The organism is Streptomyces sp. Inha503 (assembly GCF_047215865.1).
Taxonomy (GTDB): Bacteria; Actinomycetota; Actinomycetes; order Streptomycetales; family Streptomycetaceae; genus Streptomyces; species Streptomyces lycopersici.
The window spans coordinates 4,122,341-4,149,152 of sequence record NZ_CP178360.1 but is presented as its reverse complement, the minus strand read 5'-3'; the positions used below and the strand labels follow the sequence as shown (position 1 = coordinate 4,149,152).

The window sequence follows — 26,812 nt, the reverse complement described above, 5'->3', positions numbered from 1 at the left end:
CGCGCTCACGCGGCCTTCCCGAGTCCGGCGATCTCCGGCTGCCGTTCGTAGCCGACCGCCAACTCGCCGTGTCGGCCGTCCACCTTGACGGTGGCGCCCTCCTCGACATCGCCGCGCAGCAGGGCGCGCCCGATGAGGGTCTCCACCTCGTGGGAGATGTAGCGGCGCAGTGGGCGGGCCCCGTACACCGGGTCATAGCCCTCGTGGGCGATCACCTCACGCCCGGCCGGGGTCAGCTCGACGGCGATCAGGCGCTCGGCCAGCCGCTTGCGCAACTCGGCGAACTGGAGCTCCACGATCCGCTCGATCTGGGCCTCGCCGAGCGGCTTGAACAGCACGATGTCATCGACCCGGTTGAGGAACTCGGGACGGAAGTGGCCGCGCAGCTCGCTCATCACCAGGCCCCGGGCGTCCGGCTTGAGCTCGCCCCCGGAGGTGACCCCGTCCAGCAGGTGCACCGACCCGATGTTGGAGGTCATGATGATCACGGTGTTGCGGAAGTCCACCAGCCGCCCCTGGGCGTCGGTGATCCGGCCGTCGTCCAGGACCTGGAGCAGGGTGTTGAAGACATCGGTGTGGGCCTTCTCGATCTCGTCGAAGAGCACCACCGAGTACGGCTTGCGCCGCACCGCCTCGGTGAGCTGGCCGCCCTCCTCGTAGCCGACGTACCCCGGCGGGGCGCCGACCAGCCGGCTGACCGTGTGCCGCTCCTGGTACTCGCTCATGTCCAGGCGGATCATGTTCTCCTCGGTGTCGAAGAGCGCGGCGGCCAGCGTCTTGGCCAGCTCGGTCTTCCCGACGCCGGTGGGGCCGAGGAAGATGAACGAGCCGATCGGGCGGCGCGGGTCCCGGATGCCCGAGCGGGCCCGGATGATGGCGTCGGCGACCAGCTTGACCGCCTCGTCCTGGCCGATGACCCGCTCCTGGAGGATCTGGTCCAGGCGCAGCAGCTTCTCCCGCTCGCCCTCCTGGAGGCGGGAGACCGGGATCCCGGTCCAGGCGGAGACGATGTCGGCGATCTCCTCCTCGGTGACCACCTCGCGCAGCAGCCGGTGCGTGCCCTGCTTGGCGGCCAGCTGCTCCTCCTCGGCGGCCAGCTTGCGCTCCAGCTCCCGGAGCCTGCCGTAGCGCAGTTCCGCGGCGCGGTTGAGGTCGTAGGCGCGCTCGGCCTCCTCGGCCTCGCGGCGCACCTCCTCCAGCTCCCGGCGCAGATCCTGCACCCGGCGGATGGACTGCCGCTCGGCCTCCCACTGGGCGTGCTTGGCGTCGGCCTCGGCGCGCAGATCGGCCAGCTCCCGGCGCAGCTCCTCCAGCCGCTGCCGGCTGGCCGGCTCGGTCTCCTTGGAGAGCGCGGCCTCCTCGATCTCCAGCCGGGTGACCCGGCGGGTGATCCCGTCCAGTTCGGCGGGCATGGAGTCGATCTCGGTACGCAGCCGGGCACATGCCTCGTCCACCAGGTCGATGGCCTTGTCCGGCAGGAACCGGTCGCTGATGTAGCGGTGGCTGAGGGTGGCGGCGGAGACCAGCGCGGTGTCCTGGATCTTGACGCCGTGGAACACCTCGAGACGTTCGCGCAGACCGCGCAGGATGGAGATGGTGTCCTCCACGCTCGGCTCGTCCACCAGCACCATCTGGAAGCGGCGCTCCAGCGCGGCGTCCCTCTCGATGTGCTTGCGGTACTCGTCCAGGGTGGTGGCGCCGATCATGTGCAGCTCGCCGCGGGCCAGCATCGGCTTGAGCATGTTCCCGGCGTCCATGGCGCCCTCGGCGGCCCCCGCCCCGACCACGGTGTGCAGCTCGTCGACGAACAACAGGATCCGCCCCTGGGCCGACGTGACCTCGGTGAGCACGGCCTTGAGCCGCTCCTCGAACTCCCCGCGGTACTTCGCGCCGGCCACCAGGGACCCCATGTCCAGGGCGAAGACGGTCTTGTCGCGCAGCCCCTCGGGGACGTCGCCGCGGACGATGCGCTGGGCCAGGCCCTCCACGATGGCGGTCTTGCCGACGCCGGGGTCGCCGATGAGCACGGGGTTGTTCTTCGTCCTGCGGCTGAGGATCTGGGTCACCCGGCGGATCTCGGCGTCCCGGCCGATCACCGGGTCCAGCTTGCCCGAGCGGGCCTCCAGGACCAGGTCCCGGCCGTACTTCTCCAGCGCCTCGTACGCCACCTCGGGGTTGGCGGAGGTGACCCGCTGGCTGCCGCGCACCTGGGTGAGCGCGCCCAGGAACGCCTCCTTGGTGACGCCGTGCTCCTTGAGCACCCGCCCCGCCGCGGTGGCGGACCCCTCCTCGGCGAGCGCGAGCACCAGGTGCTCCACCGATACGTACTCGTCCTTCAGACGCTCGGCCTCCCGCTCGGCGGTGTCCAGCACCTGGGCCAGCCGCTGGGTGGCGAAGATCTGCCCCGGTGTGGCCCCGGGGCCGGTGACCCTGGGCTTGCGGGCCACCTGCGCCTCCAGCAGGGTGCGCACCGCTTCGGGGTCGGCGCCCAGCCGGCCGATCAGCCTGGGTGCCAGCCCGTCGGGCTGTTCGAGGAGGGCCAGCAGCAGATGCTCGCCGTCGACCTCGGTGTGGCCGTAACCCTGGGCCCTGGTCTGGGCGTCCTGGAGGGCTTCCCTCGACTTCTGGGTGAGGCGGTTCATGTCCATGGTGGTTCCTCACTCCTCGGCGGTTCCGCACTCCTCGCGCCGCCGCGGCGCAGTTCGGCTTCGAGCCGGTTGATGCGGTCGAGCAGGTCGAGCACCAGGCCGATGGAGGCGTAGTTGAGGCAGAGCCCGGTGTGCAGCCGCTCGACGCGGGCCAGCGCCGCCGGGGCGTCGAGGGCGAACACCAGCCGCCCGGCGGCGTCGCGCTCGGCGTCGATCAGGCCGAGGGCGACGAAGCGCCGGATCAGGTCGGGGTGGAGCCCGGTGCGGTCGGCCACGGTCTCCAGGGACAGCCTGCGCGCGGGCACCAGCTCGTAGTGGACGGACGTCACGGGCGGGTGGCGGGTGACCGTGACGGTCCCGGGTACGTGAGTGCTCATCGCTCCCTCCGGGGGTCGAAGGAGGAGGTGCGGCCCAGCTCCTCGAACAGCTCCCGCTCCCGGGGGCCGAGGTGGGGCGGCACCATGACGCGGATCTCGGCGTACAGATCGCCGTCGGGGCCGCGCGGGTCCGGCATGCCCTCGCCGCGCAGCCGCAGCCGGCGTCCGCCGGAGGAGCCGGGCGGGACGGTCACCTTGGCGGTGCCGCCTGGCGTGGGTACGGGGACGGTCGCGCCGAGCGCGGCCTCCCAGGGGGACACCGGGAGCGTCACATGGATGTTCCGGCCGTCCAGTCGGAACCGCGGATGGGGCTGGATCCGCACCCGTAGGTACAGATCCCCGGCCGGTGCGTCACCGGTGCCCCGGCCGCCCTGCCCGGCCAGCCGGATGCGCTGCCCGTCGATGACGCCCGCCGGGACGTTCACCTCGAAGGCGCGCTGCCCCGTCGGCCCGGCCAGGGTGACCCCGCGGCGCCCGCCGTGGAAGGCGTCCTCGACGGTGAGCGGCAGCTCCGCCTCCTGGTCGGCCCCGGGGATGGTGACGCCGCCCGCGCCGCCCGGCCCCGCGCCGCCACCGCCGAAGAACGCGCCGAACAGGTCCTCGAAGTCCACCCCCTCGCCCCCGGCGTCCTCGCCGAAGCCACGGGTGAACCGCACCCGGCCGCCGTCGCCGGCCGTCGTCCAGCCGCGGAAGCCACCGCCACCGCCTCCGGCACCGGCGCCCACGCGCTCCTCCCAGTCCTCGGGGATCTTGCGGAAGTCCTCGCCGAACCGGTCGTAGCGGGCCCGGGTCCTCGGATCGGAGAGCACGCTGTAGGCGTCGTTGAGCTCCTTGAACCGCTCCTCGGCGGTCGGGTCCTTGTTCACATCGGGGTGATGACGGCGGGCCCGGGTGCGGAACGCCTGCTGGATCTCGTCCTGGCTCGCGCCCCGTGAGACCCCGAGCACCTCGTAGTAGTCCCGTGCCATGGCCTTCTCACTCCCGCTTCGCCACGGCCACGGCCACCGGCCGGAGCTGGCGGCCGGGCTCCCCGTAGCCGGGGCGCAGCACCTGGACCACGGTGCCCGGTTCGGCCTCGGGGTCCTCGACCACGCCGACCACCTCGTGCCGGGCCGGGTCGAACGGCACCCCCGTCTCGCCCTGCCGCTCGTAGCCGAGCCGGGACAGGGCGGCCACGGCCTGGTCGTGGATGGCCTTGACGCCCTCCACGATCGAGCCGGGGTCGGCCTCGGCGTGGGAGAGGGCCAGTTCGAGGTTGTCGACGACGGGCAGCAGGGCCACCGCCGTACGGGCCCGCTCGGCGGCCCGCTCCCGCTCCAGCTCCCTGGCGTGGCGCTTGCGCAGGTTCTCCAGGTCGGCCAGGGCCCGGCGCCAGCGGTCGTCGAGCTCGGCCAGCGCGGCGGCCTGCTCGGCGGCCCGCTCGCCGGCCTCGCCGATGGTGGGGCCGCCGGCCGCGTCCGGGCCGGGGCCCTCCTCGCCCGCGCCGCGCGCCTCCGCGGTGCCCGGGGCGGGCAGCTCCTGCTCCTGCTCCAGTTCCGGCTCCGGTTCCAGTTCCGGCTCCGGTTCCGTCACGGCGCCCTCCGGCACCGGGTCGGGCTGCTGAGGTTGAGTGGACATGGCGGCCTCTCGGTGAGCCTTTGTCGGATGGGCCTTTCGGTTCAGCCCTTGTCGAACTCGGCGTCGATGACGTCCTCGTCGTCTCCCCCTCCGCCGCCCCCGGCCCCGGTGCCGGTGCCCTGGGCGCCGCCCGCCCCGGGTCCACCGGCCGGGCCCGCGCCCGCACCGGCCGTCACATGGGCGGCCAGGCCCGCGTAGACCTGCTGGAGTTCGGAGGCCAGTGGCCTGGTCCGATCGGTCCCGGCCTCGTTCCTGACCGCCTGGCGGGCGTCGTTCACCAGCATCTCGGCGCGCGATCTCTCATGGGAGGGCACCGCGTCGCCCAGTTCGGAGAGGCGCTTCTCGACCTGGTAGGCGCCGGTGTCCAGTTCGTTGCGCGCGTCCACGGCCTCGCGCAGCGCCTGGTCCTCGCCGCGGTTGCGCTCGGCCTCCTGGACCATCCGCTCGACCTCGCCGCGTTCGAGGTTGCCGGTCTCGCTGATCTGGATGGACTGCTCCTTGCCGGTGTCCCGGTCGCGGGCGGTGACGTTGAGGATGCCGTTGGCGTCGATGTCGCAGACGACCTCGATCTGCGGTTCGCCGCGCGGCGCCGGGCGGATGCCGGCCAGCTGGAAGCGGCCGAGCACCCGGTTGTCGGCGGCCCGCTCGCGCTCGCCCTGGAGGATCACGATGTCCACGGCCTGCTGGTGGTCCTCGGCCGTGGAGAAGGTCTCGGTGCGGCGCACCGGGATGGTGGTGTTCCGCTCGATGATCTTCGTCATGACGCCGCCGCGGGTCTCGACGCCCAGCGACAGCGGGGTGACATCGAGCAGCAGGACGTCCTTGACCTCGCCCTTGAGCACCCCGGCCTGGATCGCGGCGCCCAGCGCCACGACCTCGTCGGGGTTGACGCTCATATTGGGCTCCTTGCCGCCGGTCAGCCGGCGGACCAGGGCCTGTACGGCGGGCATCCGGGTCGAGCCGCCGACCAGGATCACCTCGTCGATGTCGCTCTCGCCGGCCTTGGCGTCGGCCATGGCCTGCTGCACCGGGCCCAGACAGCGCTCCACCAGATCGACGGTGATCTGCTCGAAGGTGGACCGCATCACGGTCTCGGTCAGATGCTTGGGACCGGAGCCGTCCGCGGTGATGAACGGCAGGTTGAGCTGGGTCTGGGTCACCGAGCTCAGCTCGGTCTTGGCCTTCTCCGCGGCCTCGAAGAGCCGCTGGAGTGCCTGTGGGTCCCGGCGCAGGTCGATCCCGTTCTCCCGCTGGAACGTGTCGGCGAGATGGTCGACCAGCCGCCGGTCGAAGTCGTCGCCGCCCAGATGGCTGTCGCCCGCGGTGGAGCGGACCTCCACCACCCCGTCCCCGACGTCCAGGATGGACACGTCGAAGGTGCCGCCGCCGAGGTCGAAGACGAGGACGGTCTCATGGCCCTTCTTGTCCAGGCCGTAGGCGAGGGCGGCCGCGGTCGGCTCGTTGATGATCCGCAGCACGGTCAGACCGGCGATCTCACCGGCGTCCTTGGTGGCGCTGCGCTGCGCGTCGTTGAAGTACGCGGGCACCGTGATGACCGCCTCGGTCACCCGCTCGCCCAGCTGCTTCCCGGCGTCGTCGGCCAGTTTGCGCAGCACCTGGGCGCTGATCTCCTCCGGCGAGTACAGCTTCTCGCGCACCTTGAAGCGGGCGAGGCCGCCCTCGTCCGGGACGACGTCGTAGGCGACCGCCTTGGCCTCGGCGGAGACCTCGTCGTAGTGGCGGCCGATGAACCGCTTGGCCGAGTAGATGGTGCCCTTGGGGTTGAGGATCGCCTGGCGCCGGGCCAGCTGCCCCACCAGCCGTTCACCGGTGTCGGTGAAGGCCACCACCGACGGTGTGGTGCGGCTTCCCTCGGAGTTCGGAACGACCGAGGACTCACCGCCTTCCCATGCGGCGATCACCGAGTTGGTGGTGCCCAGGTCGATGCCGACTGCCTTGGCCATGGCAACTCCTTCCGGGGGCGGCCGCGGGCCGCATGCATCGCCCGGTCGGCCGCGGAAGCGGATCGGTGGACGGGGCCTCTCCTTCCAGGGTGACAAATCGGACAGGAATCGGCCCCTGCGCCCCGGGGGGCCGGTGCCCCTCAGCCCGTGGAGCCGGTCCCCTCAGTCCGTGGAGTCCGTGGAGTCCGTGGAGTCCGTGGAGTCCGTGGAGTCCGTGGAGTTCGTGGCGTCCGTGGATACGTCCTGCTCGACCCAGATCGTCTTGCCGTCCGTGCTCTGCCGGGTGCCCCAGCGCGTCGCCATCTGGGCCACCAGCATCAGGCCCCGGCCGCCCTCGTCGAAGACCCGGGCCCGCCGCATATGGGGTGCCGTGCTGCTGGCGTCGGAGACCTCGCAGATGAGGTCGCGGTCGCGGATCAGCCGCAGCCGGATGGGCGGACGGCCGTAGCGGATCGCGTTGGTGACCAGTTCGCTGACGATCAGCTCGGTGGTGAAGACGGTCTCCTCGAGACCCCAGCCGATCAGTTGCTCGGTGGTGCTCCGGCGGGCCTCGGCGACGGCGGGCGCGTCCGCCGGGATGTCCCAGGTGGCGACCCGGTCGGAGTGGAGTGCCCGGGTACGGGCGAGGAGCAGGGCGATGTCGTCGTCGGGATGGGTCGGGGGCAGGGCCCGCAGGACGTCGTCGCAGAGCGCGTCCAGGGAGGGCGCGGGGCGGCTCAGGACGTCGCGCAGCGTCTCGAGCCCGGCGCCGATCTCGCGCTCGCGGCCGTTGATCAGGCCGTTGGTGTAGAGGGCGAGCAGACTGCCCTCGGGCAGCTCCGTCTCCATGGTCTCGAACGGCAGTCCGCCCAGCCCGAGGGGTGGGCCGGTGGGCAGGTCGAGCAGGTCGGCGGTGCCCCCCGGGTCGGCCACCAGCGGTGCGGGATGGCCCGCGGCGGAGATGGTGCAGCGCCGGGAGACCGGGTCGTAGATCGCGTACAGACAGGTGGCGCCGAAGGATCCGAAGCTCTCGGGGCTCTCGTCCGAGGACAGCCGGGTGACCAGGTCGTCGAGGTGGGTCAGCAGCTCGCCGGGCGGCAGATCGCAGTCGGCCAGGGTGCGCACGGCGGTGCGCAGCCGCCCCATGGTGGCGGCCGCGTGGATGCCCCGGCCCACGACATCGCCGACCACCACGGCGGCGCGGCCGCCGGACACCTGGATCGCGTCGAACCAGTCGCCGCCCACCCCGGCCCAGGCGCCCGAGGGCAGATAGCGCGAGGCGATCTCCAGCGCGGTCAGCTCGGGCAGCCGCTGCGGCAGCAGGCTGCGCTGGAGGGCCTCGGCCGTTCCGCGCTCACGCAGATAGCGGCGGGTGTTGTCGACGCAGACGGCCGCGCGGGAGGTGAGCTCCTCGGCCAGCAGCGTGTCGTCGTCGGTGAAGGGCGCCGGGGTGCGGTGGCGGGCGAAGAAGGCCGTACCGAGGGTGACCCCGCGGGCGCGCATCGGCGCCACGATCACCGAATGGCTTTCGTGCTCGCGGATCCGGGCGGCCCGGCCGGGGTCCGTGGCCTCCCAGCGCGCCAGCAGGGACGGCGTCACCTGGTACCGCGCGGCCCGGCCCTTGATCAGGCACGCCGCGGTGGGGGAGTGCTCGGGATGCGTGGCCAGGCTCCCGACGTCGACCAGCGCCTCCGGGGCGCCCTCCAGGACGGACCGGTGGGCCGCGCGCCGCAGGGTGATGGGCTCGCGCAGTGGCCCCTCCGGGGGCTCGTCGCCCTCGTGGAGGAAGGTGAGCAGATCGACGCTGGCGAAGTCGGCGAGCCGGGGGACCGCCACCTCGGCCAGCTCCTGGGCGATCCGGTCCAGGTCCAGATGGCCGCTCAGCCGCGCCCCCGCCTCGTTGAGCAGCTGGAGCCGCTGCCGGGCCTCCTGCTCGGCGGTGGTGTCGCGGGCCGCGAAGCACACGCCGCGCAGCCCGCCGGTGGGATTGGCCAGCGGGGCCAGGGAGACCGACCAGGCGTGCTCCTGGCGATCGCCCGGCTCCCGCAGATGGGCCTCCAATTCCAGCCGTTCGCCGCTCTCCAGCACCCGCCGCATGGCCCGCTCGACCCCCTCGCTCTCCCCGTGCCCCACCAGTTCCGTCAGCCGCAGCCCGCGCATCTGCTCCTCGCTGCGGGCGGTGGCGGCCTGCATATAGGCGTTCGCCCGCGCCAGCCGCAGCTCGGTGTCGAAGAGCGCCAGGACGCAGGGGCACTGGGCGAACACGTGGTCCGCCGGTACGCCCGGCTCCTGTGGTTCCAGGGGCGCGGCGGAGACCAGGAGCCAGCCCGCGGGTCCGTCGCCCACCGGACCGCCCGGACCGCCCGGACCGCCCGGACCGCCCGGACCGCGCTGGGCCAGCAGCTCGACCTCCACCGGATGGCCGTCCCGGTGGCACAGCGCGATCCGGCCGCTCCACCGGGGCTCGTCCGCCAGACAGCGCCCGGCTCCCCCGGCGGTGTCCCCGGCGGTCGGCTCGGCGCGCAGCTCGGCCGCCGGCCGCCCCACGACCTCCTCGGCGCGGTAGCCCAGCAGCCGCCGCGCGCCCTCGCTCCACCCGGTCAGCACGCCGTGGTCGTCGACCGTGGCCGTGGCCAGGCCGGGGGCGCCGGGCGGCGGGTCCGGCCGGACGCGGGGGGCCGTGGGGTCGGGAGGCGTCGTCATCGGACATCGGGTGGACGGCTCATGGACCCGGCGGATGCCACTCGATCATCAAAATCGTGGCGTCGTCGCTGAGTTCGCTGTGCCGGTGGTCGAGGATCGCGTGGATGAGCAGGCGCAGCACCTCGGGGGCGTTCTGCCCGGCGGCCGTCGAGCGGATGATGTGGTCGGCGAAGCGCTCCAGGCCGAACTGCTCGCCTCCCTCGTCGCGCGACTCCACGACCCCGTCGGTGTAGAGCAGGACGCGGTCACCGGGGTCCAGCGTCGTCTCATGGATCTGGCGGGGCGCGTCCGACAGCCGCGCGGGCAGCCCCAGCGGCGGTTCGGCGGGCCGCTCCAGCTCCTTGTCCAGCAGCCGCTGGTGGCGGATGACCAGCGGTGTGGGGTGGCCGCAGTTGGACCAGCGCAGCGCCCCGCTGGGCATGTGCAACTGGAGGAAGACGCCCGTGCAGAACTGGTCCGGAAGCCATTTGGCCAGCGCCTCGTCCACGGTGGTGACGAGCGCCGCCAGGTCGGCGCCGGTGCGCCGGGCGTTGCGGCTGCCCGCCATCGCCACGGAGGTGGTCAGCCCGGACGCCAGGTCGTGGCCCATCGCGTCGAGGATCGTGGCGTGCAGGACGTCCTCGGTGAACGAGTGGTCGAAGGCATCGCCCCCCAGCTCGTACGCGGGCTCCACGACGGCCGTCGAGACCACCCGGCCGGTGCCGATGGAGCGGGGCGGGAGGAAGGCCCGCAGCATCTCCGTGGGCAACTGCATGGACCGGGTGCGGGTGCGCTGCGCGAAGGTGTCGATATAGGTCCGCTTGGCCGTGATGACCAGGGCCAGGAGCGAGGCCAGCGTCCGGCAGCGCCAGAGCCTGAGCCCGTCCAGGGAGGCCATCCGCAGCTGAAGTACCCCGAGCCGCTCCGCGCCGTTCATCAGCGGCAGCCATACGGTGAGCCCGCCCGAGACCTCCTCCTCGACCCGCACCGAGTCGGTGCGGTAGGCGAATCCGGCCAGGGAGTGGTCGAGCTCCAGGCGCGGCTCCCCCTCCTCGAGCGGCATCAGCAGCCGCTGCCGGAGGTCGATCAGGAAGACGACCGCGCGGCCCATGTCCATGGCCTCGGTGTAGCGGTCCAGGGCCACCGGGAGCTCCGCCGGTGACGCCTCGTGGGTGGCCCTGAGCAGCTGTTCCAGCGCCTGCTCAGCGGTCTCGGCCGAGGTCGACACGTTCGCGTCCACCATGCGGTCAACCTTACGGCGGCGGGCCCCGCGACGCCCGGGGGTCATGGGGGCCACGGGGGTCATGGGGCCACGGGGGTCACTGGGGCGTGGGCACCGGCTCCCGGGGGACGGCGGCGGGCTCGCGCGTTGGCTCGCCGGGGGCGAGGGCCTCGCGCGCGACGGCCTGGCGTACGGCGGTCTCCAGGGCGGCCTGGCGTACGGCGGTCTCTCGTACGGCGGTCTCCGGCAGGGCCACGGCGGCATCGCGTACGCCGGACTTCCGTACGACCACGGTGTCCCCGCGCGTCCCCACCCCCGACCGCGGAGCCCGCGAGAGCAGGACCACCCCGCGGGCGGCCGCCGCCGCGCCCACGGCGGCCAGGGCCCAGCCGCCCGGCCCGCCCCGGAACCGCTCGTCCAGCAGCACGATCCCGATGGCGGCCGCCGCCACCGGGTTGGCCAGGGTCAGGGTGGCAAGGGGCGCGCCGAGGCCGCTGGCGTAGGCGCTCTGGGACAGCAGCAGACCGCTCACCGCGAAGGCCGCGACGAGCACGGCCACGACCGCGGTCCGCCAGGACACCAGGGCCGCCTCGGGGGCGCGGGAGCCGGCGAGCGCCACCGTGAGGGTCTGGGTGAGCGCCGAGGCGACGCCGGAGGCGACCCCGGACGCGGTGGCGAATCGTAGCCCGCGGCCCGGTGTCCCGCGACTCCCGTGCCCCGACCGGACGCACAGCCCGATGAACGCCAGCACGACGGCCGCGAGCCCGACCGCCTCCGGCAGGCTCAGCGTCTCGCGCGGGGTCTCCCCGGCGGTGACCGGCAGCAGGGCGCCGAGGCCGAGCAGGGCGAGGACCACGCCCCGCCACTCGTCCCGGACCACCGGCCGCCCGGCGAGCCGCGCGCCCAGCGGGACGGCCGCCACCAGGGTCAGCGCGCCGAGCGGCTGGACCAGGGTGAGCGGTCCGTACCGCAGCGCGGCCACATGCAGCAGGGCACCGGTGGAGTTGAGGCCGACCGCTCCCCACCAGGCGCCGCGCAGCAGCAGCCGCGGCATGCGGTCCGGCCGGCCGCCCGCGGCCAGCCGCTCCTGCGCCACGGCCGCGGTCGCGTAGGCGACGGCCGAGGCGAGCGCGAGCGCGACGGCTATGACGGTCGGGTTCATCCACCGTGCCTTCCTCTGGGCACTTGGGCACTGTCTGCCTGCCTGCCACCAGTGGCGCTATCGGCACACAAACGTATCGATACAAGAGTGTACCGGTGCGGAGGTGTATCGGTACAAGGGCGTATCGGTACGCGGATGTGTCGGTACACTGCGTGGTCGGGGAGGGAGCCGGAGTCCGGTGGACCGAGGAGGAGGACCCGATGGCGACGCAGAGCCCGGAGACGGACGCGCCGCAGCGCCGTTCCAAGATCACCCCAGAGCGGGAGCAGGAGTTCTATCAGGCGGTCCTCGAACTGCTCCAGGAGGGCGGCTACGAGGCCCTCACCATCGAGGCGGTCGCCGCCCGCACCCGCGCCAGCCGCTCCACCCTCTACCGGCAGTGGTGCAGCAAGCCCCAGCTCGTCGTCGCCGCGCTGCGCTCCTGCAAGCGCCCCTTCGCGCTGGAGGGCATCGATACCGGTTCCCTCGCGGGCGATCTGCGCGCCGTCGCGGAGGCCGTGGGCGAGGCGGGGGAGGTGTGCGGCGGTGACACCGCGCTGGTGTACGCCCTCGGGCACGCCGCGTTGCAGAACCCCGATCTGCTCCAGGCGCTGCGCGCCGCGCTGATCGAGCACGAGGTGAAGACGATCCAGGCGATGGTCCGCCGGGGGGTGGAGCGTGGCGAGGTGGCCGCGGACAACCCCGCCCTCGAGTTCGTCCCCACCCAGCTGATCGGCGCGATGCGGGTCCGCCACCTGCTCGAGGGCCGGGCCGCCGACCGCGCGTATCTGACGCGCTTCCTCGAGGCGTCGGTCTTCCCCACCCTCGGGCTGACGCCTTAGGGGCGCCCGGCGGTACCCGCACGCCTACGGCGGGCTGCCCCCACCCCACCCCTCCCCGAAACCGGGGCTGCGCCCCGGACCCCACGGGGGCTCCGCCCCAGACCCCGCCGGGGCTGCGCCCCAGACCCCGAAACCGGGGCTTCGCCCCAGGCCTCACGGGGGTTTCGCCCCGGGCCCCGCCGGGGTTTCGCCCCGGGCCCCACGGGGGCTTCGCCCCAGACCCCGAAACCGGGGCTTCGTCCCGGGCCCCGCGGGGGTTTCGCCCCGGACCCCACGGGGGCTCCGCCCCGGGCCCCGCGGGGGTTTCGCCCCAGGCCCCGCGGGGGTTTCGCCCCGGACCCCGCCGGGGTTTCGCCCAGATCCCACGGGGGCTCCGCCCCAGATCCCACGGGGGCTTCGCCTCAGCTCCCGCCGGGGTTTCGCCTCGGGCCCGGCCGGGGCTCTGCTTCAGGTCCCACCGGGGTTCTGCCCCAGGCCCCACGGGGGCTCCGCCCCAGGCGCCACGGGGGCTGCGCCCCGGGCCCCGCCGGGGCTGCGCCCCAGACCCCGAAACCGGGGCTTCGCCTCAGGCTGCGGATCGGGGCTCCGTCGCTTTCCGCGGTCTCAATGATGTGCGGCTCCGCCGCGTGGCCGGGGCTTCGACTCGGGCTTTGGGGTCCAGGGGCGGAGCCCCTGGTATCGGGAAGGGGCGGGGAGGGGAACAGCCCGCCGCAGGCGGCACGGTTCGCCGGACACCGCGTAGGGGCGTTGGTGCCTTCGAGTCGGCCCCGTAAGGCCGTCGGCCCGGCCGCCGGGCCGTCAGATGATGGGCGGGCGGCCCAGCTTGGTCATGTGCCAGACCGTGCGCCAGCGCATCGGGCGGCGCCGCCCGCAGCTGGTGCGCAGGCCCTCCAGGAAGCCGCCCGCCCAGGCCCGCAGCCCGGTCAGGGAGCGGGTGCGGGCGAGCGTGAGCAGCGTCCAGGTGGCCAGGTACAGCGGGGCCAGCGGCAGCGGCAGGTGGCGGCGGGCCAGCCAGACCCGGTTGCGGGCGGTCATCCGGTGGTAGACGGCGTGCCGGGCGGGGGAGGTCCGGGGGTGCTGGAGCAGCAGTTCGGGGGCATAGACGACCTTCCAGCGCGCGTCGAGCGCCCGCCACGCGAGGTCGGTCTCCTCATGGGTGAAGAAGAACTCGTCCGGCCAGCCGCCGATCTGCTCCAGCATCGCCATCGACAGGCCGTGGGCGCCACCGAGGAAGGTGGTCACCTCGCCGCCGCGCATCGGGTCGGACGCGCGCAGCCGGGGTACGTGGCGGCGCTGGGTCTCGCCCGTCTCGTCGGCGATGCGGAAGCTCACGATGCCCAGGCGCGGATCCGCGGCGTACAGATCGCGCACCCGGCGGAAGACGTCGGCGTCCACCAGCAGCCCGTCGTCGTCGAGGTCGACGACCACGTCCACGTCGCCGAACTCGCGCAGCCGCCGCCAGGCGACGTTACGGCCGCCCGAGACCCCGAGGTTCTCCGCCAGCTCGACCGTGGTCACCTCGCCCGGGAACTCCGGGAACTCCGGGAGCGGGGAGCCGTTGCCGACGACCACGACGCGGGCCGGGGGTACGTCCTGCTTCGCGACCGACTCCAGGAGGGCGGCCACCTCTCTGGGCCGGTTGCCCATGGTCAGGATGGCGATACCCAGGCGTGGTTCGGGGGCGGCGGACACGGCGGGACTCCAGAGTTCGGTTGCGATGCCCGCGATCGTAACCGTTCACTCAGAAGGACACTTCCGTACGGCTGATGTTCATCAAGGACTGAGCAAGGCAATCAGCCGTCGAGTGCGGCGAGCGCCTTCTTGGCCGCGTCGATGGCGCCCTTACGGATGTCATCGGAGTCGGCGGCCTTGTGGCTCTCGAAGTCGCCGCCGTTGTAGGTCACGGTGACCGTGGCGTTGTCCTGGTGGACCGTCACCACGGCCTCGCGTATGCCCTGGTCGTCGTCATCGGTGGTCTTCTCGGTCACCGAGGCGTCGTCGCCGAGGCCGGGCACCGCGCTGCCGCCCTCGCTCTTCTGCTTCCCCTTCCCCGCGACGCTCTTGACGTCGTAGGCGATGTCCAGCCAGCGGTAGTCGAAGTCGTCAAGCGCGTGCCAGGAGCAGCCCGTACGGCGGTTGAGGTCGCTGGACTTCAGCTCGTTCCCGGCCGGTTTGGCGCCCGGCACGAGGTCCTTGATCATCGACTCCGGGAGGACCGTGCACGCCTCCTCGGGCGGCTTGGCGTAGCGCGGCGCGGCGGCGCCGGTGGCCGGGGCCGAGGTCTGGGGGGAGGGGCCCGCCGGGGTGGCGCTCGTATCCGAGTCGTCCGACGTCGTCATGGCCACCCCCGCGGCGGCGAGGACGGCGACGGGCAGCAGACGGGCGACCAGGGTGAGCGGCAGAGAACGCACGGCGGTCTCTCTTCGTTCGGATGCCGGTGTGGGGCGGTGGTGGGACGGTGTGGCGCGGTGGTGGGACGGTGTGGCGCGGTGTGGGGCGGTGGTGGGGCAGCGGTGAAGGATGTGGCGCGGTGGGAATCGACCCTGCCATATCGAGCGGTCCTCGAACAGTCCGGGGGGAGGCGAGGAGGTGTCCGGGAACCGCTGTGCCGATGGGGTGAATTGCCCGCATCCTCACATTATCTCCACAATCGGAGGGTTATCTACGACGGGTGACGTTCCCTCATCCGTCAGCCGCGGCCGATGTACGGCATCGCCGTCGCCATGACCGTCGCGAACTGCACATTCGCCTCCAGGGGCAGCGACGCCATATGCCGCACCGTACGTGCCACGTCCGCGACGTCCATCACGGGCTCGGCCACCACCTCCCCGCTCGCCTGCGGCACCCCGGCGGACATCCGCTCGGTCATCTCGGTCGCCGCGTTGCCGATGTCGATCTGCCCGCAGGCGATGCCGTACCGGCGCCCGTCCAGCGACAGCGACTTGGTGAGCCCCGTGATGGCGTGCTTGGTGGCCGTGTACGCCACGCTGTCCGGCCTGGGCACATGCGCCGACAGCGAGCCGTTGTTGATGATCCGCCCGCCCCTGGGGTCCTGATCGCGCATCAGCCGGAACGCCGCCTGTGCGCACAGGAACGCCCCCGTGAGGTTGGTGTCCACGACCGACCGCCAGTCCTCGTAGGCCAGATGCTCCACCGGCACGCCGCGCGGGCCGAAGCTGCCCGCGTTGTTGAACAGCAGATCCAGCCGTCCGAACCGCTCCCGCACCGCCGCGAAGAGCGCGTCCACCCGCTCCGGACTGGCCACGTCCGTCGGCACCACGGGGGCCGGGGGGCCGCCACCGGCCAGCCGCGCCGTCTCGGCAAGGGCCTCCTCGCGGCGCCCGGCCAGCACCACCGACCAGCCCGCCTCCAGGAGTTCGAGCGCCACGGCCCGGCCGACCCCGGAGCCCGCGCCCGTCACCACCGCCACCTTCGACACCACCGATACACGTCCGTCGCTCATGGCGCCGCAGCGTACGCCACGTCAGTTCGCCATGTGGTGGCGCCGATTCGCCGTAAAGGTCCCTTCCGGCAATGGAGCTCACCGAGCGGTCATATCCATGTCGTGTGCACGCAAACACCCGGCCGTCCCCCGACACTCCAATTCCTCTGACGCCACGAGCCAGGGGAGAGCACATGGCACACGACTCGCATCAGCGCGCCATACGAGCGGCGGCCGCGACATTGGGACGCCGCCGCTTCCTCACCGTGACGGGAGCCGCCGCCGCGCTCGCCTTCACCACCAACCTGCCCAGCGCCCACGCCGCGCAGGTGTCGCCGCGCGCCCTCGCCGACAACCCGTTCACGCTCGGCGTGGCCTCCGGCGACCCGCTGCCCGACGCCGTCGTGCTGTGGACCAGGCTGGCGCCCCGCCCCTACGAGCCGGGCAACGGGCTGCCCGAGGAGGGCACCGTCAAGGTCGAGTGGGAGATCGCCCGCGACGAGAAGTTCAGCCGCGTCGCCCGCCGGGGGACAGCCACCGCGCATGCCGAGTTCAACTACACGGTGCACGTGGACGCCAAGGAGCTCGAACCGGGCCGCGTCTACTGGTACCGCTTCAAGGCCGGGGACTGGACCAGCCCGGTGGGCCGCACCCGCACCACCCCCGCCCAGGGCGCCAAGGTCCAGGAGGTCCGCTTCGGCCTGGTGTCCTGCCAGGCGTACCACGACGGCTACTTCACCGCCTACCGCCACCTGGCGCAGGAGGACCTGGACGCCGTCTTCCACGTGGGCGACTACCAGTACGAGTACGCGGTCAACGCCGCGGGCGGCGCCCGCGGCTACACCGACCGCACCCTCCCCGCGGTGTTCAACAAGGAGACCATGACGCTCGGGGACTACCGGCTGCGCTACGCGCTCTACAAGTCCGACGAGGACCTCCAGGCCGCCCACGCCGCCTTCCCCTGGTACGTCACCTGGGACGACCACGAGACCGAGAACAACTACGCGGGCGACATCGACGAGAACGGCGGCCCGTCCGACGAGTTCCTGATCCGCCGGGCCGCCGCCTACCGGGCGTACTGGGAGAACATGCCGCTGCGGATGCCGCAGCAGCCGAACGGCGCCGACATGCGGCTCTACCGCCGCTTCCACTACGGCAAGCTGGCCCAGTTCGACATCCTCGACACCCGCCAGTACCGCTCCAACCAGGCGTACGGCGACGGCTGGCAGTACCCGGGGCCGGAGTCCGAGGACCCCTCGCGCACCCTCACCGGCGCCGCCCAGGAGCGCTGGCTGCTCGACGGCTTCCAGCGCTCCACCGCCACCTGGAACGTGCTGCCGCAGCAGGTCACCTTCTCCCAGCGGAAGAACACCACGGCCGCGCGCTCCAAGCTCTCCATGGACTCCTGGGACGGCTACCCCGCCTCCCGGGAGCGGATCCTGGCCGGTGTCGAGAAGGCGGGCCTGGCCAACTTCGTCGTCCTGACCGGCGATGTCCATGTGCACTACGCCTTCGACATCAAGAAGGACTTCGACGACCCGGGCTCCCGGACCCTGGGCGTGGAGTTCGTCGGCACCTCCATCAGCAGCGGCAAGGACGGCGCCGACAAGCCCGACAACTGGGCCACCTACATGGCCGCCAACCCGCATATGAAGTTCTACAACGGCCGGCGCGGCTATGTGACGGTCTCGCTGGACGAGGAGCGGGCACGGGCCGACTACAAGACTGTCTCCGCGGTCACGACCCAGGGCGCGCCGCTCACCACGGCGGCGTCGCTCGTCAGCGAGGCCGGGAACCCCGGCCTGAAGCAGGTCTGACGGGCGGGCGATGGGGGCCCGCGGCGCCGACCGGCGCCGCGGGCCCCGCCTTCAAAGAGCCACCGGCCCCACAAAGAGGACACCGACCCCGGGCCGTTGGCGGTTACCGCAGGAACTGGCGCAGCATTCTGGTCAGCTCATGAGGCTTCTCCTCGGTGATCCAGTGACCGGAACCACGGATTACCCTGCCTTCGACGTGTGTCGCGTAGGCGCGCCACTGGTCGGCGACGCTTCCGGCCAGAGCCTTCTGCCCGCCGATCGCGAGGACCGGCATCGGCAGCTTTCCCTTGGCCCGGAACTGTTTGTTCTGATCGATGTTGGTGTAGAGCGCCCGGTACATGTTCATCCACGCGGTCACGCGCCCGGCGTCGCAGGTATCGGGCGTAGAACTCGTAGTCGGCCGGGGTGAAGGCCGACTTCACTGCCAGGTACTGGCCGATGAATCCCTCGACCAAGGCACGTTCGTGTCCCTCGATGAGATTCTCGGCCAGTGGCTTTTCCTGGAACAGTCCGAATTGCCACTCCGACGGTCCGCCCGTGGGATTCAGGGCCGGGAAGTCGTAAATCTTGTCGTCAGGAATCGGCGCCTCCAGCACGGCCATGCGGCGGCTTCTCGGGGCCACTGTGCGCCGTATGGGTAGGCGACCCACAGGCCGATGTCATGGCCGACGACCTGGATTCCCTTGTTCAAGCGCAGTTGTTCGAGCAGTGAGTGCACGTCCTTGGCCATCTGAGCCGTGTCGTAGCCGCTCTTCGGGAACCCGGACTCGCCGGTTCCGGGCAGATCGACGGCGATGACCGTGTGGTCTTTCGCGAGGGGGCCGAGCTCCTCTCGCCACTCGGCCCAGGTCTGCGGGAAACCGTGCAGCAGCACGACGGGAGACCCGCTGCCTCCTCGCACGTAATGCATGCGGAATCCATTGACCTGTGCGTACCGTGATGTGAAGCCCGGTGGAAGTCGGCCCTCGCTCTGTGCTCCGGGTGTGTGCGTGGCCGACGTACGGTCAGCCTGTGGGGGATCAGCAGCGGTTGAGCAGGCCGTGGCCACCGGTACGAGCCCGGCGATCCCCGCTGCGATCAACACGATGACTTTTCTGACGTTGAGTTTGCGCTTACTCATGGTGCTCCTGCCATACGTCATTTCTGATGAGGGCCGGGGTGAGTGGTAAAGGCGGCTCTGGTGGGCGCATAAGACGCGTGAAAGGCAGCATAAGGTCGGCGGGAATGCGGCGGCATCATTTCCCGCGGCACCAACGGACCGAAGAATGGTCCGATGGAGTGACCTCTTAACTCATCGCCGTAACACCGGCCCTCACGGGGGTTCGTCGCGGCCTTGCTACGGTGGCCGCCATTGTGGCGATCGAGTACGGGGAGACGGCGATGCGTGGCCGTGGCTGGATAGTCCGGGGTGTCCTGGTGACCGTGACCGTGTTGGGGCTGAGCGGCTGTAAGGGCGCCCGCGAGCCGGGGAGCGCGGCGCTGCCGGAGCGGCCAGAACCGTGTGCCTCGCGGACATCGGATCGCCCGACTTCGGCTCCGGCCTCGACCTCGCCGCCGGTCACGACTCGACTCGCCTACCGCGCGGAGGAGATGGACGACGGTTCGGTGCACATGACCGTGGGCGACGTCGACGCGGCACCCAAGAACCCGGACTCCAAGCGCGTCGTCGACTTCCGGCACCCGGACTCTCCCGCCCGGTGCGAGGAGGAGCGGATCGTGCGGGTCCGCGGCTGGTGGTGCACCACCACCGTCAAACCCATCGAGGTCGAGGGGGAGATCGTCGTCGGAGGGGCGCGCCCGCGCGCCCGTATCGGAGGCGACGGGTTCGCCACCCGTTGCCACGGGCGGCCGGAGAGGATGCGCCAGATCTACCGGCTGGAGCGGGACAGCTGGTCGGGCTGGCGTGGCTACAGCGCCCCCCGGCACACGAAGTGGACCGGCGGACAGCGCCAGGAGGGCGCACCGGTCTCGGATCTCTGCCCGCGGGGCCGGACCGGCACCTACAACTACCGGCTCGCCATCAGGATCGAGGTCGACGGGACGCCTGTCGGCGAGTCCTGGGCGGCCAGCCCCGTGATCCGCACCGACTGCGGCACGGGTGCGAGCTAATGGCTTGAGCCACTACGGGGTGTCCGGCGCGTGGCAGGGGCTTCGGCCCCCAGACCCCGGGGTCTGGGGCGGAGCCCCGCCCTCCAGCCCCTCAGGGGGCACCTCCCAGCGGTAGCTGGGGGAGATTGAGGAGCGGGGTCTGGGGCGGAGTCCCAGTTTCGGGAAGGGGCGGGGAGGGGGAAGCACCGATATGCGGCTCCGCCGCGTGGCCCGCCGCAGGCGTACGCGTACCGCCGGAAACCCCTTAGCCCTCCCCGGGGTACCGAACCCCCAGCCGCCCCCGCGCCGCGTCCAGCGTCCGCATCACCGCCAGCGTGCCGTCCAGCGGCACCAGCGGGGACTCCGTCTCGCCCGCGCGCAGCGCGCGCATCACCTCCGCCGCCTCCCGCTGGTAGGAGCGCAGCCCGTCCACCGCCGTGATCTCCTCCGGATCCCGGCCCGGCCGGTGCAGTACGAAGCGCTCGGGGTGGAAGAAGCCGCGCGGGAACTCGATCCGCCCCGCCGTGCCCGTCACCGCCGCTGTCATCGGCGTATCGGCGGTGATCGAGCAGGACAGCAGCGCCACCGCCCCGCCGTCCCAGCCCAGTGCCAGGCCCGTGTTCACATCCACGCCCTCGGGGGAGAGCTGTCCCACCGCCCGCACCTCGTCCGGCTCGCCGAGCAGCAGCTGGGCGAAGGACACCGGATAGACGCCGAGGTCCAGCAGGGCGCCGCCGCCCAGCGCCGGATCGCGCAGCCGGTGGTCCGGGGCATACGGGCCGGGCAGCCCGAAGTCCGCGTGGACCGCCCGGACCTCGCCGATCGCGCCGTCGTGGATCAGCTCGGTCATCCGGCGGACGACCGGATCGCAGTACGTCCACATCGCCTCCATCAGGAAGCGGCCCCGGGTCCGGGCGAGGTCCACCAGCTCCTGGGCCTCGCGGACATTGAGCGTGAACGGCTTCTCGCACAGCACCGCACGCCCCGCCTCCAGACACAGCCCGGCCGCCGTCCGATGGGCCGAGTGCGGGGTGGCGACATAGATCACATCGATGTCGTCATCGGCGGCCAGCTCCTCCCAGCCGCCGTAGGCCCGGGGTATCCCGAACCGTTCCGCGAACCGCTTCGCCGACTCCGGGCTGCGCGATCCCACCGCCATGACCTGCGCGTCCGCCATCTCCAGCAGATCTGTGGTGAACGACGCGGCGATGCCACCGGTCGCCAGGATCCCCCACCGCACGGGCTCGGCCTTCGGTCCGGACATCCTCACCCCTGGCTTGTTCGGTGCTTATTCGGTCGTGAGCACTCCAATTCAGCTGAGAGCATAGACAACGATTCAACGACTCATGGAAGGTCAGCATGCAGCAGCCCGGCCAAACGGCCGCCGCTCCCTCCCGGGCTCCCAGACCCGAACCCTCTTCTCCCCCCTCCGCCGCCGCGCCCCAGGTCACCGCTTCGACCGCGCAGCGCCGTACGAGCCTCCTCGTCACCTTCGTCCTCGGCGGGCTCACCGCTCTCCCCGCCCTCTCGATGGACATGTACCTCCCGGCCCTGCCGGAGGTCACCGACGCGCTCCACAGCTCCGCCGCCACCGCCCAGCTCACCCTCACCGCCTGTCTGATGGGCATGGCGCTCGGCCAGCTCGTCGTCGGCCCGATGAGCGACAAGTGGGGCCGCCGCCGTCCCCTCCTCATCGGCATGGTGATCTACGTCATCGCCACCGCCATCTGCGCCTTCGCGCCCACCGCCGGGCTGCTCATCGGGTTCCGGCTGCTCCAGGGGCTCGCCGGGTCGGCGGGGATCGTGATCGCCCGCGCCGTCGTCCGCGACCTGTACGACGGCATCGCGATGGCCCGCTTCTTCTCCACTCTCATGCTGATCTCCGGCGTCGCGCCCATCGCCGCGCCCGTCATCGGCGGGCAGATCCTGCGCTTCACCGACTGGCGCGGCGTCTTCGTCGTCCTCACCGTGATCGGCGCCCTGCTCACCCTCGTCGTCTGGCGCTTCCTGGGCGAGACCCTGCCCGCGGAGCGCCGCCACGACGGCGGGCTCGGCCAGACGCTCCGTACGATGCGCGGACTGCTCGCCGACCGCGTCTTCGCCGGATACATGCTCGCGGGCGGCTTCGCCTTCGCCGCCCTCTTCGCCTATGTCTCCGGTTCGTCCTTCGTCGTCCAGGAGATCTACGGCGCCTCGCCGCAGACCTTCAGCCTCCTCTTCGGGCTCAACTCGATCGGCCTCATCGGCATGGGCCAGATCAACGGCCGGGTGCTCGTCGGCCGCGTCAACATGGACAAGGTGCTGGCCGTGGCGCTGACGCTGATCGCCCTCGCGGCGACCGCGCTGCTGGTCCTCTCCGCCGGGGTCTTCGGCAAGGCCGGTCTGGGGCCGGTCGCGGCCTGTCTGTTCGTGCTGATGTCGTCGATGGGTCTGGCCATGCCGAACACCAACGCCTCGGCGCTGATGCGCACCCCGCACGCCGCCGGTTCCGCCTCCGCGCTGCTGGGCACCTCCACCTTCCTGCTGGGCGCGGTCGCCTCCCCGCTGGTGGGGATCGCGGGCGAGACCACGGCGGTGCCGATGGCCGTCGTCCAGCTGTGCTGCGCGCTCGCGGCCATGGCCTGCTTCATGGGACTCTGCCGTCCGTGGCAGCGACGTACGAAGCACAGCGTGACCGTGGTCTGACCCGGCTGCTGGAGACCGTCAGGGCGCTTCCCGAGGGGGAGCGCCCTTGGTGTTCCGGGGTGGCACTGGCCGCCGGGACCGGCTCCGGCCCGCTGGCCGAGGAGTGCTTCGGCTGGGCGGTGCGCCACGCGGCGTACGACGAGACCTCCGACCGGGGCGTGGAGCTGCCGCGCGAGCGGTGGGAGCCGGTGCGCCGGGATACCGTCTTCGACCTCGCCTCGCTCACCAAGCTGTTCACCACCATCGTGGCGCTGCGGGCCGTCGAGCGCGGGCTGATCTCGCTGGACGGGCGGGTGGCCGGGTACGCCCCGGAGTGCACGGCCGCCGCCGAGCACGCCATCACCGTGCGGCAGCTGCTCACCCACACCTCCGGGCTGATCCCCGAACTGCCGCTGTACGAGGAGGACGGGCGGGAGCGGGCGCTGGCCCGGCTCGCGGCCGAGCCGCCGGTCACCCCGCCCGGCACCGCCCGCCGCTACTCCGACCTCAACTTCCTGCTGCTCCAGCGCGTCCTGGAGCGATCGGCCGGGCAACCGCTTGACCGGCTCGTCCAGGAGACGGTCACCGGCCCGCTGGACATGACCGCCACCCGCTTCAACCCGCCCGCCTCCTGGCTCCCCCGGATCGCGGCCACCGAGGACCAGCGGCGGCCCTGGGGCAAGCTGGACCGGGGGATGCTGCGGGGTGTGGTGCACGACGAGAACGCCTGGGCGCTGGGCGGGGTCGCGGGGCACGCCGGGCTCTTCTCGACCGCCGGGGACCTGGCCGTGCTGTGCCGGGCGCTGCTGGCCGGGGGCGGGCCCGTGCTGTCGCCGGAGTCCACCGGGCTGATGCTGACCGCGCCGGGGCTGGGCTTCGAGGTCGACCAGGCGTGGTTCATGGGGGAGTTGGCGGGGCGGGGCGCCGCGGGGCACACCGGGTTCACCGGGACCAGCCTGGTGGTGGACCGGGCCCGCGGGGCCTATCTGGTGCTGCTCGCCACCACCGTGCATCCGCGCCGCCGCCCCGGCGACAGCGCGCCCCGCGCGGCGGCGGCCACGGCGCTGGCCCGCGCCTTGGGCTGACGGCGTCGGGCCGTGGCCCTGGGCTGATGGCACTGGCCCGCGCTCTCGGGCTGATGGCACTGGCCCGCGCGCCTCGGACTGACCTGTCTTCACCGGTCGGTGATGTCAGGACAGTTGGCCTGATCCGATCGCTTGGTTAGCCTGTGCAACTGCCGTGTACCCCCGGACGGCCGCGCTGCTCCACCGCCATGAGGAAGACCGCTGTGACGAACCTCCAGGACCCGCAGGACTCTTCGGACCCCCAGGACCAACCGGGCGCGGAGGACGCGCCCGGCGACCCGGGCCCGGCGGCGCCGCCCCCCGGCTGCCCCGCCCACGCCGACCCCTCCTCCACCGGCCCCGCACTGCTGTACGGGGAGCGGTACCTGCGGAATCCGACCGAGAGCTATGAGCGGATGCGGCGCGACCACGGGCAGGTCGCCCCGGTCCTGCTGGAGTCCGACGTCCCCGCCTGGCTCGTCCTCGGCTATCGCGAGATACGCCAGGTCGTCACCGACGTCCAGACCTTCGGCCGCGACTCACGCCGCTGGAACCGCTGGGACGAGGTGCCGTCCGACTGGCCCCTCATGCCCTGGGTGGCCCACAGCCCCATGATCCACTTCACGGAGGGGGACGAGCACCGGCGGCGCTCGGCGGCCGTCAGCGACGCCCTCGCCTCCGTCGACCCCTTCGAACTGCGCCGGCACTGCGAGCGCTTCGCCGACTCGCTGATCGACAAGTTCGTCGGCAGCGGCAAGGCGGACCTGGTCTTCGACTACGTCTACTCGGTGCCCGCCCTCGCCATGGGCACGATGTACGGCCTGCCCGAGGATCAGCTGGAGTACATGGCGGAGGCGGTGACCGTCTCGCTGCTCTCCAACGACGAGGCCATGGCCGCCCAGCAGCGCGCCGCCGAGGTGGTGCAGCGGCTGGTGGCGGCCAAGCGCGAGGAGCCCGGCCCGGACGTCACCTCCCGGTACATCGAGAACTCCCCGGACCTCACCGACGAGCAACTCGTCGGGGACCTGATGGTGATGATCGCCGCGGGCATGCCCGCCACGTCCTACTGGATCGGCAACACCGTCCGGCTGATGCTCACCGACGACCGGTTCACCATGACCCTCGCGGGCAACCGCCGCAGCATCGGCGAGGCCATGAACGAGGTGCTGTGGGCGGACTCCCCGCTCCAGAACGTCATCGGCCGCTTCGCCACCCGGGACACCACGCTCGGGGACCAGCGCATCCGCGCCGGTGACCTCCTCGTCCTCGGCTTCGCCGCCGCCAACGCGGACCCGCTGCTGTGGCCCGACTCCACGGTGGGCTACGCCGGGAACAACGCGTATGTGTCCTTCTCCGGTGGCGACTACGGTTGCCCGGCGCATGCGCCCGACCTGGGCAAGATCATCTCGGAGACGGCGATCGAGGTGCTGCTCGACCGGGTGCCGGACCTGGAGCTGGCGGTCGAGCCCGATGAGCTCCAGTGGATGGACTCCCTCTGGTACCGCTGCCTGGTCTCCCTCCCGGTCACCTTCACCCCCGCCCCGGCAGGGGGTTAGGTGGCGCCCGGCGGTACGCGTACGCCTGCGGCGGGCTATTCCCTGACCCTTCCCGAAACTGGGGCTCCGCCCCAGGTGCCGGGGTCTAGGGGCGAAGTCCCTGGTGACGGGGGGTGCTCCTCCGCACTGGCCGCGGGCCAGGCGGTGTCCGGCGGCTCGTGATGCTGCGGCGGGCTGCTTCCCTCCACTCGAAACCGGGGTTCTGGGGTCCAGGGGCGAAGCCCCTGGTTCGGGAAGGGGCGGGTAGGGGAAAAATCCGCCGGAGGCGCGGGGCTGTGTCGGTGCGCGGCTCCGCTGCGTGGAGGTGAGCGGCCACGACGGTGGCGTGGACGATCGACGGCAGGTCAGGGCATCCAGCGGAGCGACTGGCGGAGCGCCTAGTGCGGCGGCTCAGCCTCGGGGGGCCAGGCATCGCCCCAGGACACATCGCGGGCGGCGCGGTACAGCGGCCCCTGACGCTTGGTCACCGTGGCCCGCCCCAGCCCCTCCTCGGGCGCGCACAGGTCCAGCAGCACCTGGCCCTTGCGGATCTGCGGACGGCGCACCACCCGCGCCCCGGCGGGCGTCGCGTCGAACCGCACGGCCGCGACATAGCTGAACTTCTCGTCCTCGTACGGCAGCGAACCGCCCTTGACCCGCCGGTGGAGGGAGGAGCGGCGGACCCGGGTGGCGAAGTGGCACCAGTCGGCGCCGGGTTCGATCGGGCAGGACGCGCCGTGCGGGCAGGGGGCGACGATCCGCAGCCCGGCCGCCAGCAGCCGGTCCCGGGCCTCGCGGATCCGCAGATAGCCGTCCGGGGTGCCCGGTTCGATCAGCACCACGGCCCGCGCCGCGCGCGCCGCCTCGGCCACGACGGCGTGCCGGTCGGCCTCGGTCAGCTCGCCCAGTACGTAGCTGACGGTGACCAGATCGGTCCCGTCCGGCAGCGCGAGGCCGTCGCCGATGGCCCGGCGCTGCCAGCGGGCGGTGCGCAGCGCCTCGGAGGGCGCCTGCCGGGCCAGTTCGCGGCCGAGGGCCAGCGCGGGCTCGGCCCAGTCCAGGACCGTGGTGGTGTGCCCGGCCCGCGGCCAGGCGGCGGCCACCGCCCAACTGGCCGCGCCCGTACCGCCGCCGATGTCGATGTGCGTGGCCGGGGCCCAGTCGGGCGTACGGGCGCGGAAGGCGTCGAGGGCGGCCCGCACGGCCTCGAAGGTCGCGGGCATCCGGTACGCGGCGTACGCGGCGACGTCGGAGCGGTCGCGCAGCACGGGCGCGTCGGTCGGGGTGCGCCCCCGGTAGTGGCCGATCAGCCGGTCGACCGCCTGAGCCGCCTGGCGGGGCGGCAGACCGTCGAGGAGCCCGGCGAGCGCGGTGTGCGGCGTCTCGTCGGTGGGGGCGGCGTCGGGGGCGTGCATTCGGGGGATTCTACCGGCGGGAGGGGGCGCCTTCGGCGCCTGGGCCGGGGCCTCTCGCGGGGGCCGCGCTGCCCCTGGGCGGCGCCTTCGGCGCCTGGGCCGGGAACCTGCCGTGCGGTCCGCCGCCCCCAGGGCCGCCCCCGCCGCGCGGTCCGCTGCCCTCAGGGCCGCCCCGTCGCGCGGACCGGGGGCTGGGCCGTCGTCCGGGGCCACCGCCCGGGGCCGGGACCGGGGGCCTCACGGGGTCCCGCTGCCCTCAGGGTCGGCCTCATCCAGGGTCGGCCTCGCCGCCCGGGGCCGGGTCCTGCTGGTCGG

At 72.7% G+C, this 26,812-nt stretch carries 21 protein-coding genes; 6 read left to right on the top strand and 15 right to left on the bottom strand.

Going from position 1 to position 26,812, the window contains the following annotated elements; all coding sequences use genetic code 11:
* Positions 1–5: 5 nt before the first annotated feature.
* The 8 genes from clpB to ACJX2R_RS17095 form a co-directional block, all read right to left on the bottom strand.
* Positions 6–2,648, bottom strand: a complete 2,643-nt coding sequence (gene clpB / locus ACJX2R_RS17130; protein ID WP_413100809.1) for an ATP-dependent chaperone ClpB — start codon at positions 2,646–2,648, stop codon at positions 6–8.
* The gene (locus tag ACJX2R_RS17125; protein WP_413100808.1) at positions 2,639–3,025 is read right to left on the bottom strand and encodes a chaperone modulator CbpM; all 387 of its coding nucleotides are present in this window, start codon (positions 3,023–3,025) and stop codon (positions 2,639–2,641) included. The genes clpB and ACJX2R_RS17125 overlap by 10 nt, the downstream gene beginning before the upstream one ends.
* Positions 3,022–3,993, bottom strand: coding sequence for a DnaJ C-terminal domain-containing protein (locus ACJX2R_RS17120; RefSeq protein WP_413100807.1), 972 nt, complete (start codon positions 3,991–3,993; stop codon positions 3,022–3,024). The genes ACJX2R_RS17125 and ACJX2R_RS17120 overlap by 4 nt, the downstream gene beginning before the upstream one ends.
* Positions 3,994–4,000: 7 nt before the next feature.
* Entirely contained in the window at positions 4,001–4,642 is a 642-nt protein-coding gene (locus ACJX2R_RS17115) for a nucleotide exchange factor GrpE (protein ID WP_413100806.1), read from the bottom strand.
* Positions 4,643–4,683: 41 nt separating this feature from the next.
* Entirely contained in the window at positions 4,684–6,606 is a 1,923-nt protein-coding gene (gene dnaK / locus ACJX2R_RS17110; protein WP_413100805.1) for a molecular chaperone DnaK, read from the bottom strand.
* A 162-nt stretch (positions 6,607–6,768) separates the two neighbouring features.
* Positions 6,769–9,288, bottom strand: coding sequence for a SpoIIE family protein phosphatase (locus ACJX2R_RS17105; RefSeq protein ID WP_413100804.1), 2,520 nt, complete (start codon positions 9,286–9,288; stop codon positions 6,769–6,771).
* 19 nt (positions 9,289–9,307) lie between these two features.
* Entirely contained in the window at positions 9,308–10,510 is a 1,203-nt protein-coding gene (locus ACJX2R_RS17100) for a PP2C family protein-serine/threonine phosphatase (RefSeq protein ID WP_413100803.1), read from the bottom strand.
* A 76-nt stretch (positions 10,511–10,586) separates the two neighbouring features.
* Positions 10,587–11,651 carry a DMT family transporter gene (locus ACJX2R_RS17095; RefSeq protein ID WP_413100802.1) on the bottom strand — a complete coding sequence of 355 codons (1,065 nt, stop codon included), beginning with the start codon at positions 11,649–11,651 and terminating at the stop codon, positions 10,587–10,589.
* Positions 11,652–11,851: 200 nt separating this feature from the next.
* On the opposite strand from ACJX2R_RS17095, the gene ACJX2R_RS17090 reads away from it, so the two are divergent.
* Positions 11,852–12,472 carry a TetR/AcrR family transcriptional regulator gene (locus tag ACJX2R_RS17090; protein ID WP_413100801.1) on the top strand — a complete coding sequence of 207 codons (621 nt, stop codon included), beginning with the start codon at positions 11,852–11,854 and terminating at the stop codon, positions 12,470–12,472.
* Positions 12,473–13,270: 798 nt separating this feature from the next.
* On the opposite strand, the gene ACJX2R_RS17085 is transcribed toward ACJX2R_RS17090, so the two are convergent.
* The 3 genes from ACJX2R_RS17085 to ACJX2R_RS17075 form a co-directional block, all read right to left on the bottom strand.
* Positions 13,271–14,119 (bottom strand): glycosyltransferase family 2 protein, encoded by an 849-nt coding sequence (locus ACJX2R_RS17085; protein WP_413105879.1) that lies wholly within the window; start codon positions 14,117–14,119, stop codon positions 13,271–13,273.
* Positions 14,120–14,265: 146 nt separating this feature from the next.
* Positions 14,266–14,883: a hypothetical protein gene (locus tag ACJX2R_RS17080; RefSeq protein ID WP_413100800.1), complete on the bottom strand. Its 618-nt coding sequence runs from the start codon at positions 14,881–14,883 to the stop codon at positions 14,266–14,268.
* A gap of 278 nt (positions 14,884–15,161) precedes the next feature.
* Positions 15,162–15,935, bottom strand: coding sequence for an SDR family oxidoreductase (locus ACJX2R_RS17075; protein WP_413100799.1), 774 nt, complete (start codon positions 15,933–15,935; stop codon positions 15,162–15,164).
* Positions 15,936–16,108: 173 nt separating this feature from the next.
* On the opposite strand from ACJX2R_RS17075, the gene ACJX2R_RS17070 reads away from it, so the two are divergent.
* Entirely contained in the window at positions 16,109–17,731 is a 1,623-nt protein-coding gene (locus tag ACJX2R_RS17070) for an alkaline phosphatase D family protein (protein WP_413100798.1), read from the top strand.
* Positions 17,732–17,834: 103 nt separating this feature from the next.
* Here ACJX2R_RS17070 and ACJX2R_RS17065 read toward each other — a convergent pair whose 3' ends face one another.
* Positions 17,835–18,089 (bottom strand): alpha/beta fold hydrolase, encoded by a 255-nt coding sequence (locus tag ACJX2R_RS17065; protein ID WP_413100797.1) that lies wholly within the window; start codon positions 18,087–18,089, stop codon positions 17,835–17,837.
* Positions 18,090–18,275: 186 nt separating this feature from the next.
* On the bottom strand, positions 18,276–18,641 hold the full coding sequence (locus tag ACJX2R_RS17060) for an alpha/beta fold hydrolase (protein WP_413100796.1): 366 nt from the start codon (positions 18,639–18,641) through the stop codon (positions 18,276–18,278).
* A gap of 431 nt (positions 18,642–19,072) precedes the next feature.
* On the opposite strand from ACJX2R_RS17060, the gene ACJX2R_RS17055 reads away from it, so the two are divergent.
* Positions 19,073–19,840, top strand: coding sequence for a hypothetical protein (locus ACJX2R_RS17055; RefSeq protein ID WP_413100795.1), 768 nt, complete (start codon positions 19,073–19,075; stop codon positions 19,838–19,840).
* 244 nt (positions 19,841–20,084) lie between these two features.
* Here the strand turns inward: ACJX2R_RS17055 and ACJX2R_RS17050 are convergent, their stop codons facing one another.
* A complete protein-coding gene (locus ACJX2R_RS17050; protein WP_413100794.1) occupies positions 20,085–21,083 on the bottom strand; it encodes a Gfo/Idh/MocA family protein in 999 nt (332 codons plus the stop codon).
* A 95-nt stretch (positions 21,084–21,178) separates the two neighbouring features.
* On the opposite strand from ACJX2R_RS17050, the gene ACJX2R_RS17045 reads away from it, so the two are divergent.
* From ACJX2R_RS17045 to ACJX2R_RS17035, 3 genes are all read left to right on the top strand, one after another.
* Positions 21,179–22,504, top strand: coding sequence for a multidrug effflux MFS transporter (locus ACJX2R_RS17045; RefSeq protein ID WP_413100793.1), 1,326 nt, complete (start codon positions 21,179–21,181; stop codon positions 22,502–22,504).
* A 59-nt stretch (positions 22,505–22,563) separates the two neighbouring features.
* Complete coding sequence (locus ACJX2R_RS17040) at positions 22,564–23,568, top strand: serine hydrolase domain-containing protein (protein WP_413105878.1); 1,005 nt, start codon at positions 22,564–22,566, stop codon at positions 23,566–23,568.
* A 203-nt stretch (positions 23,569–23,771) separates the two neighbouring features.
* Positions 23,772–25,103 (top strand): cytochrome P450, encoded by a 1,332-nt coding sequence (locus ACJX2R_RS17035; protein ID WP_413100792.1) that lies wholly within the window; start codon positions 23,772–23,774, stop codon positions 25,101–25,103.
* A gap of 377 nt (positions 25,104–25,480) precedes the next feature.
* On the opposite strand, the gene ACJX2R_RS17030 is transcribed toward ACJX2R_RS17035, so the two are convergent.
* Positions 25,481–26,497 carry a small ribosomal subunit Rsm22 family protein gene (locus tag ACJX2R_RS17030; protein ID WP_413100791.1) on the bottom strand — a complete coding sequence of 339 codons (1,017 nt, stop codon included), beginning with the start codon at positions 26,495–26,497 and terminating at the stop codon, positions 25,481–25,483.
* Positions 26,498–26,812 lie beyond the last annotated feature (315 nt).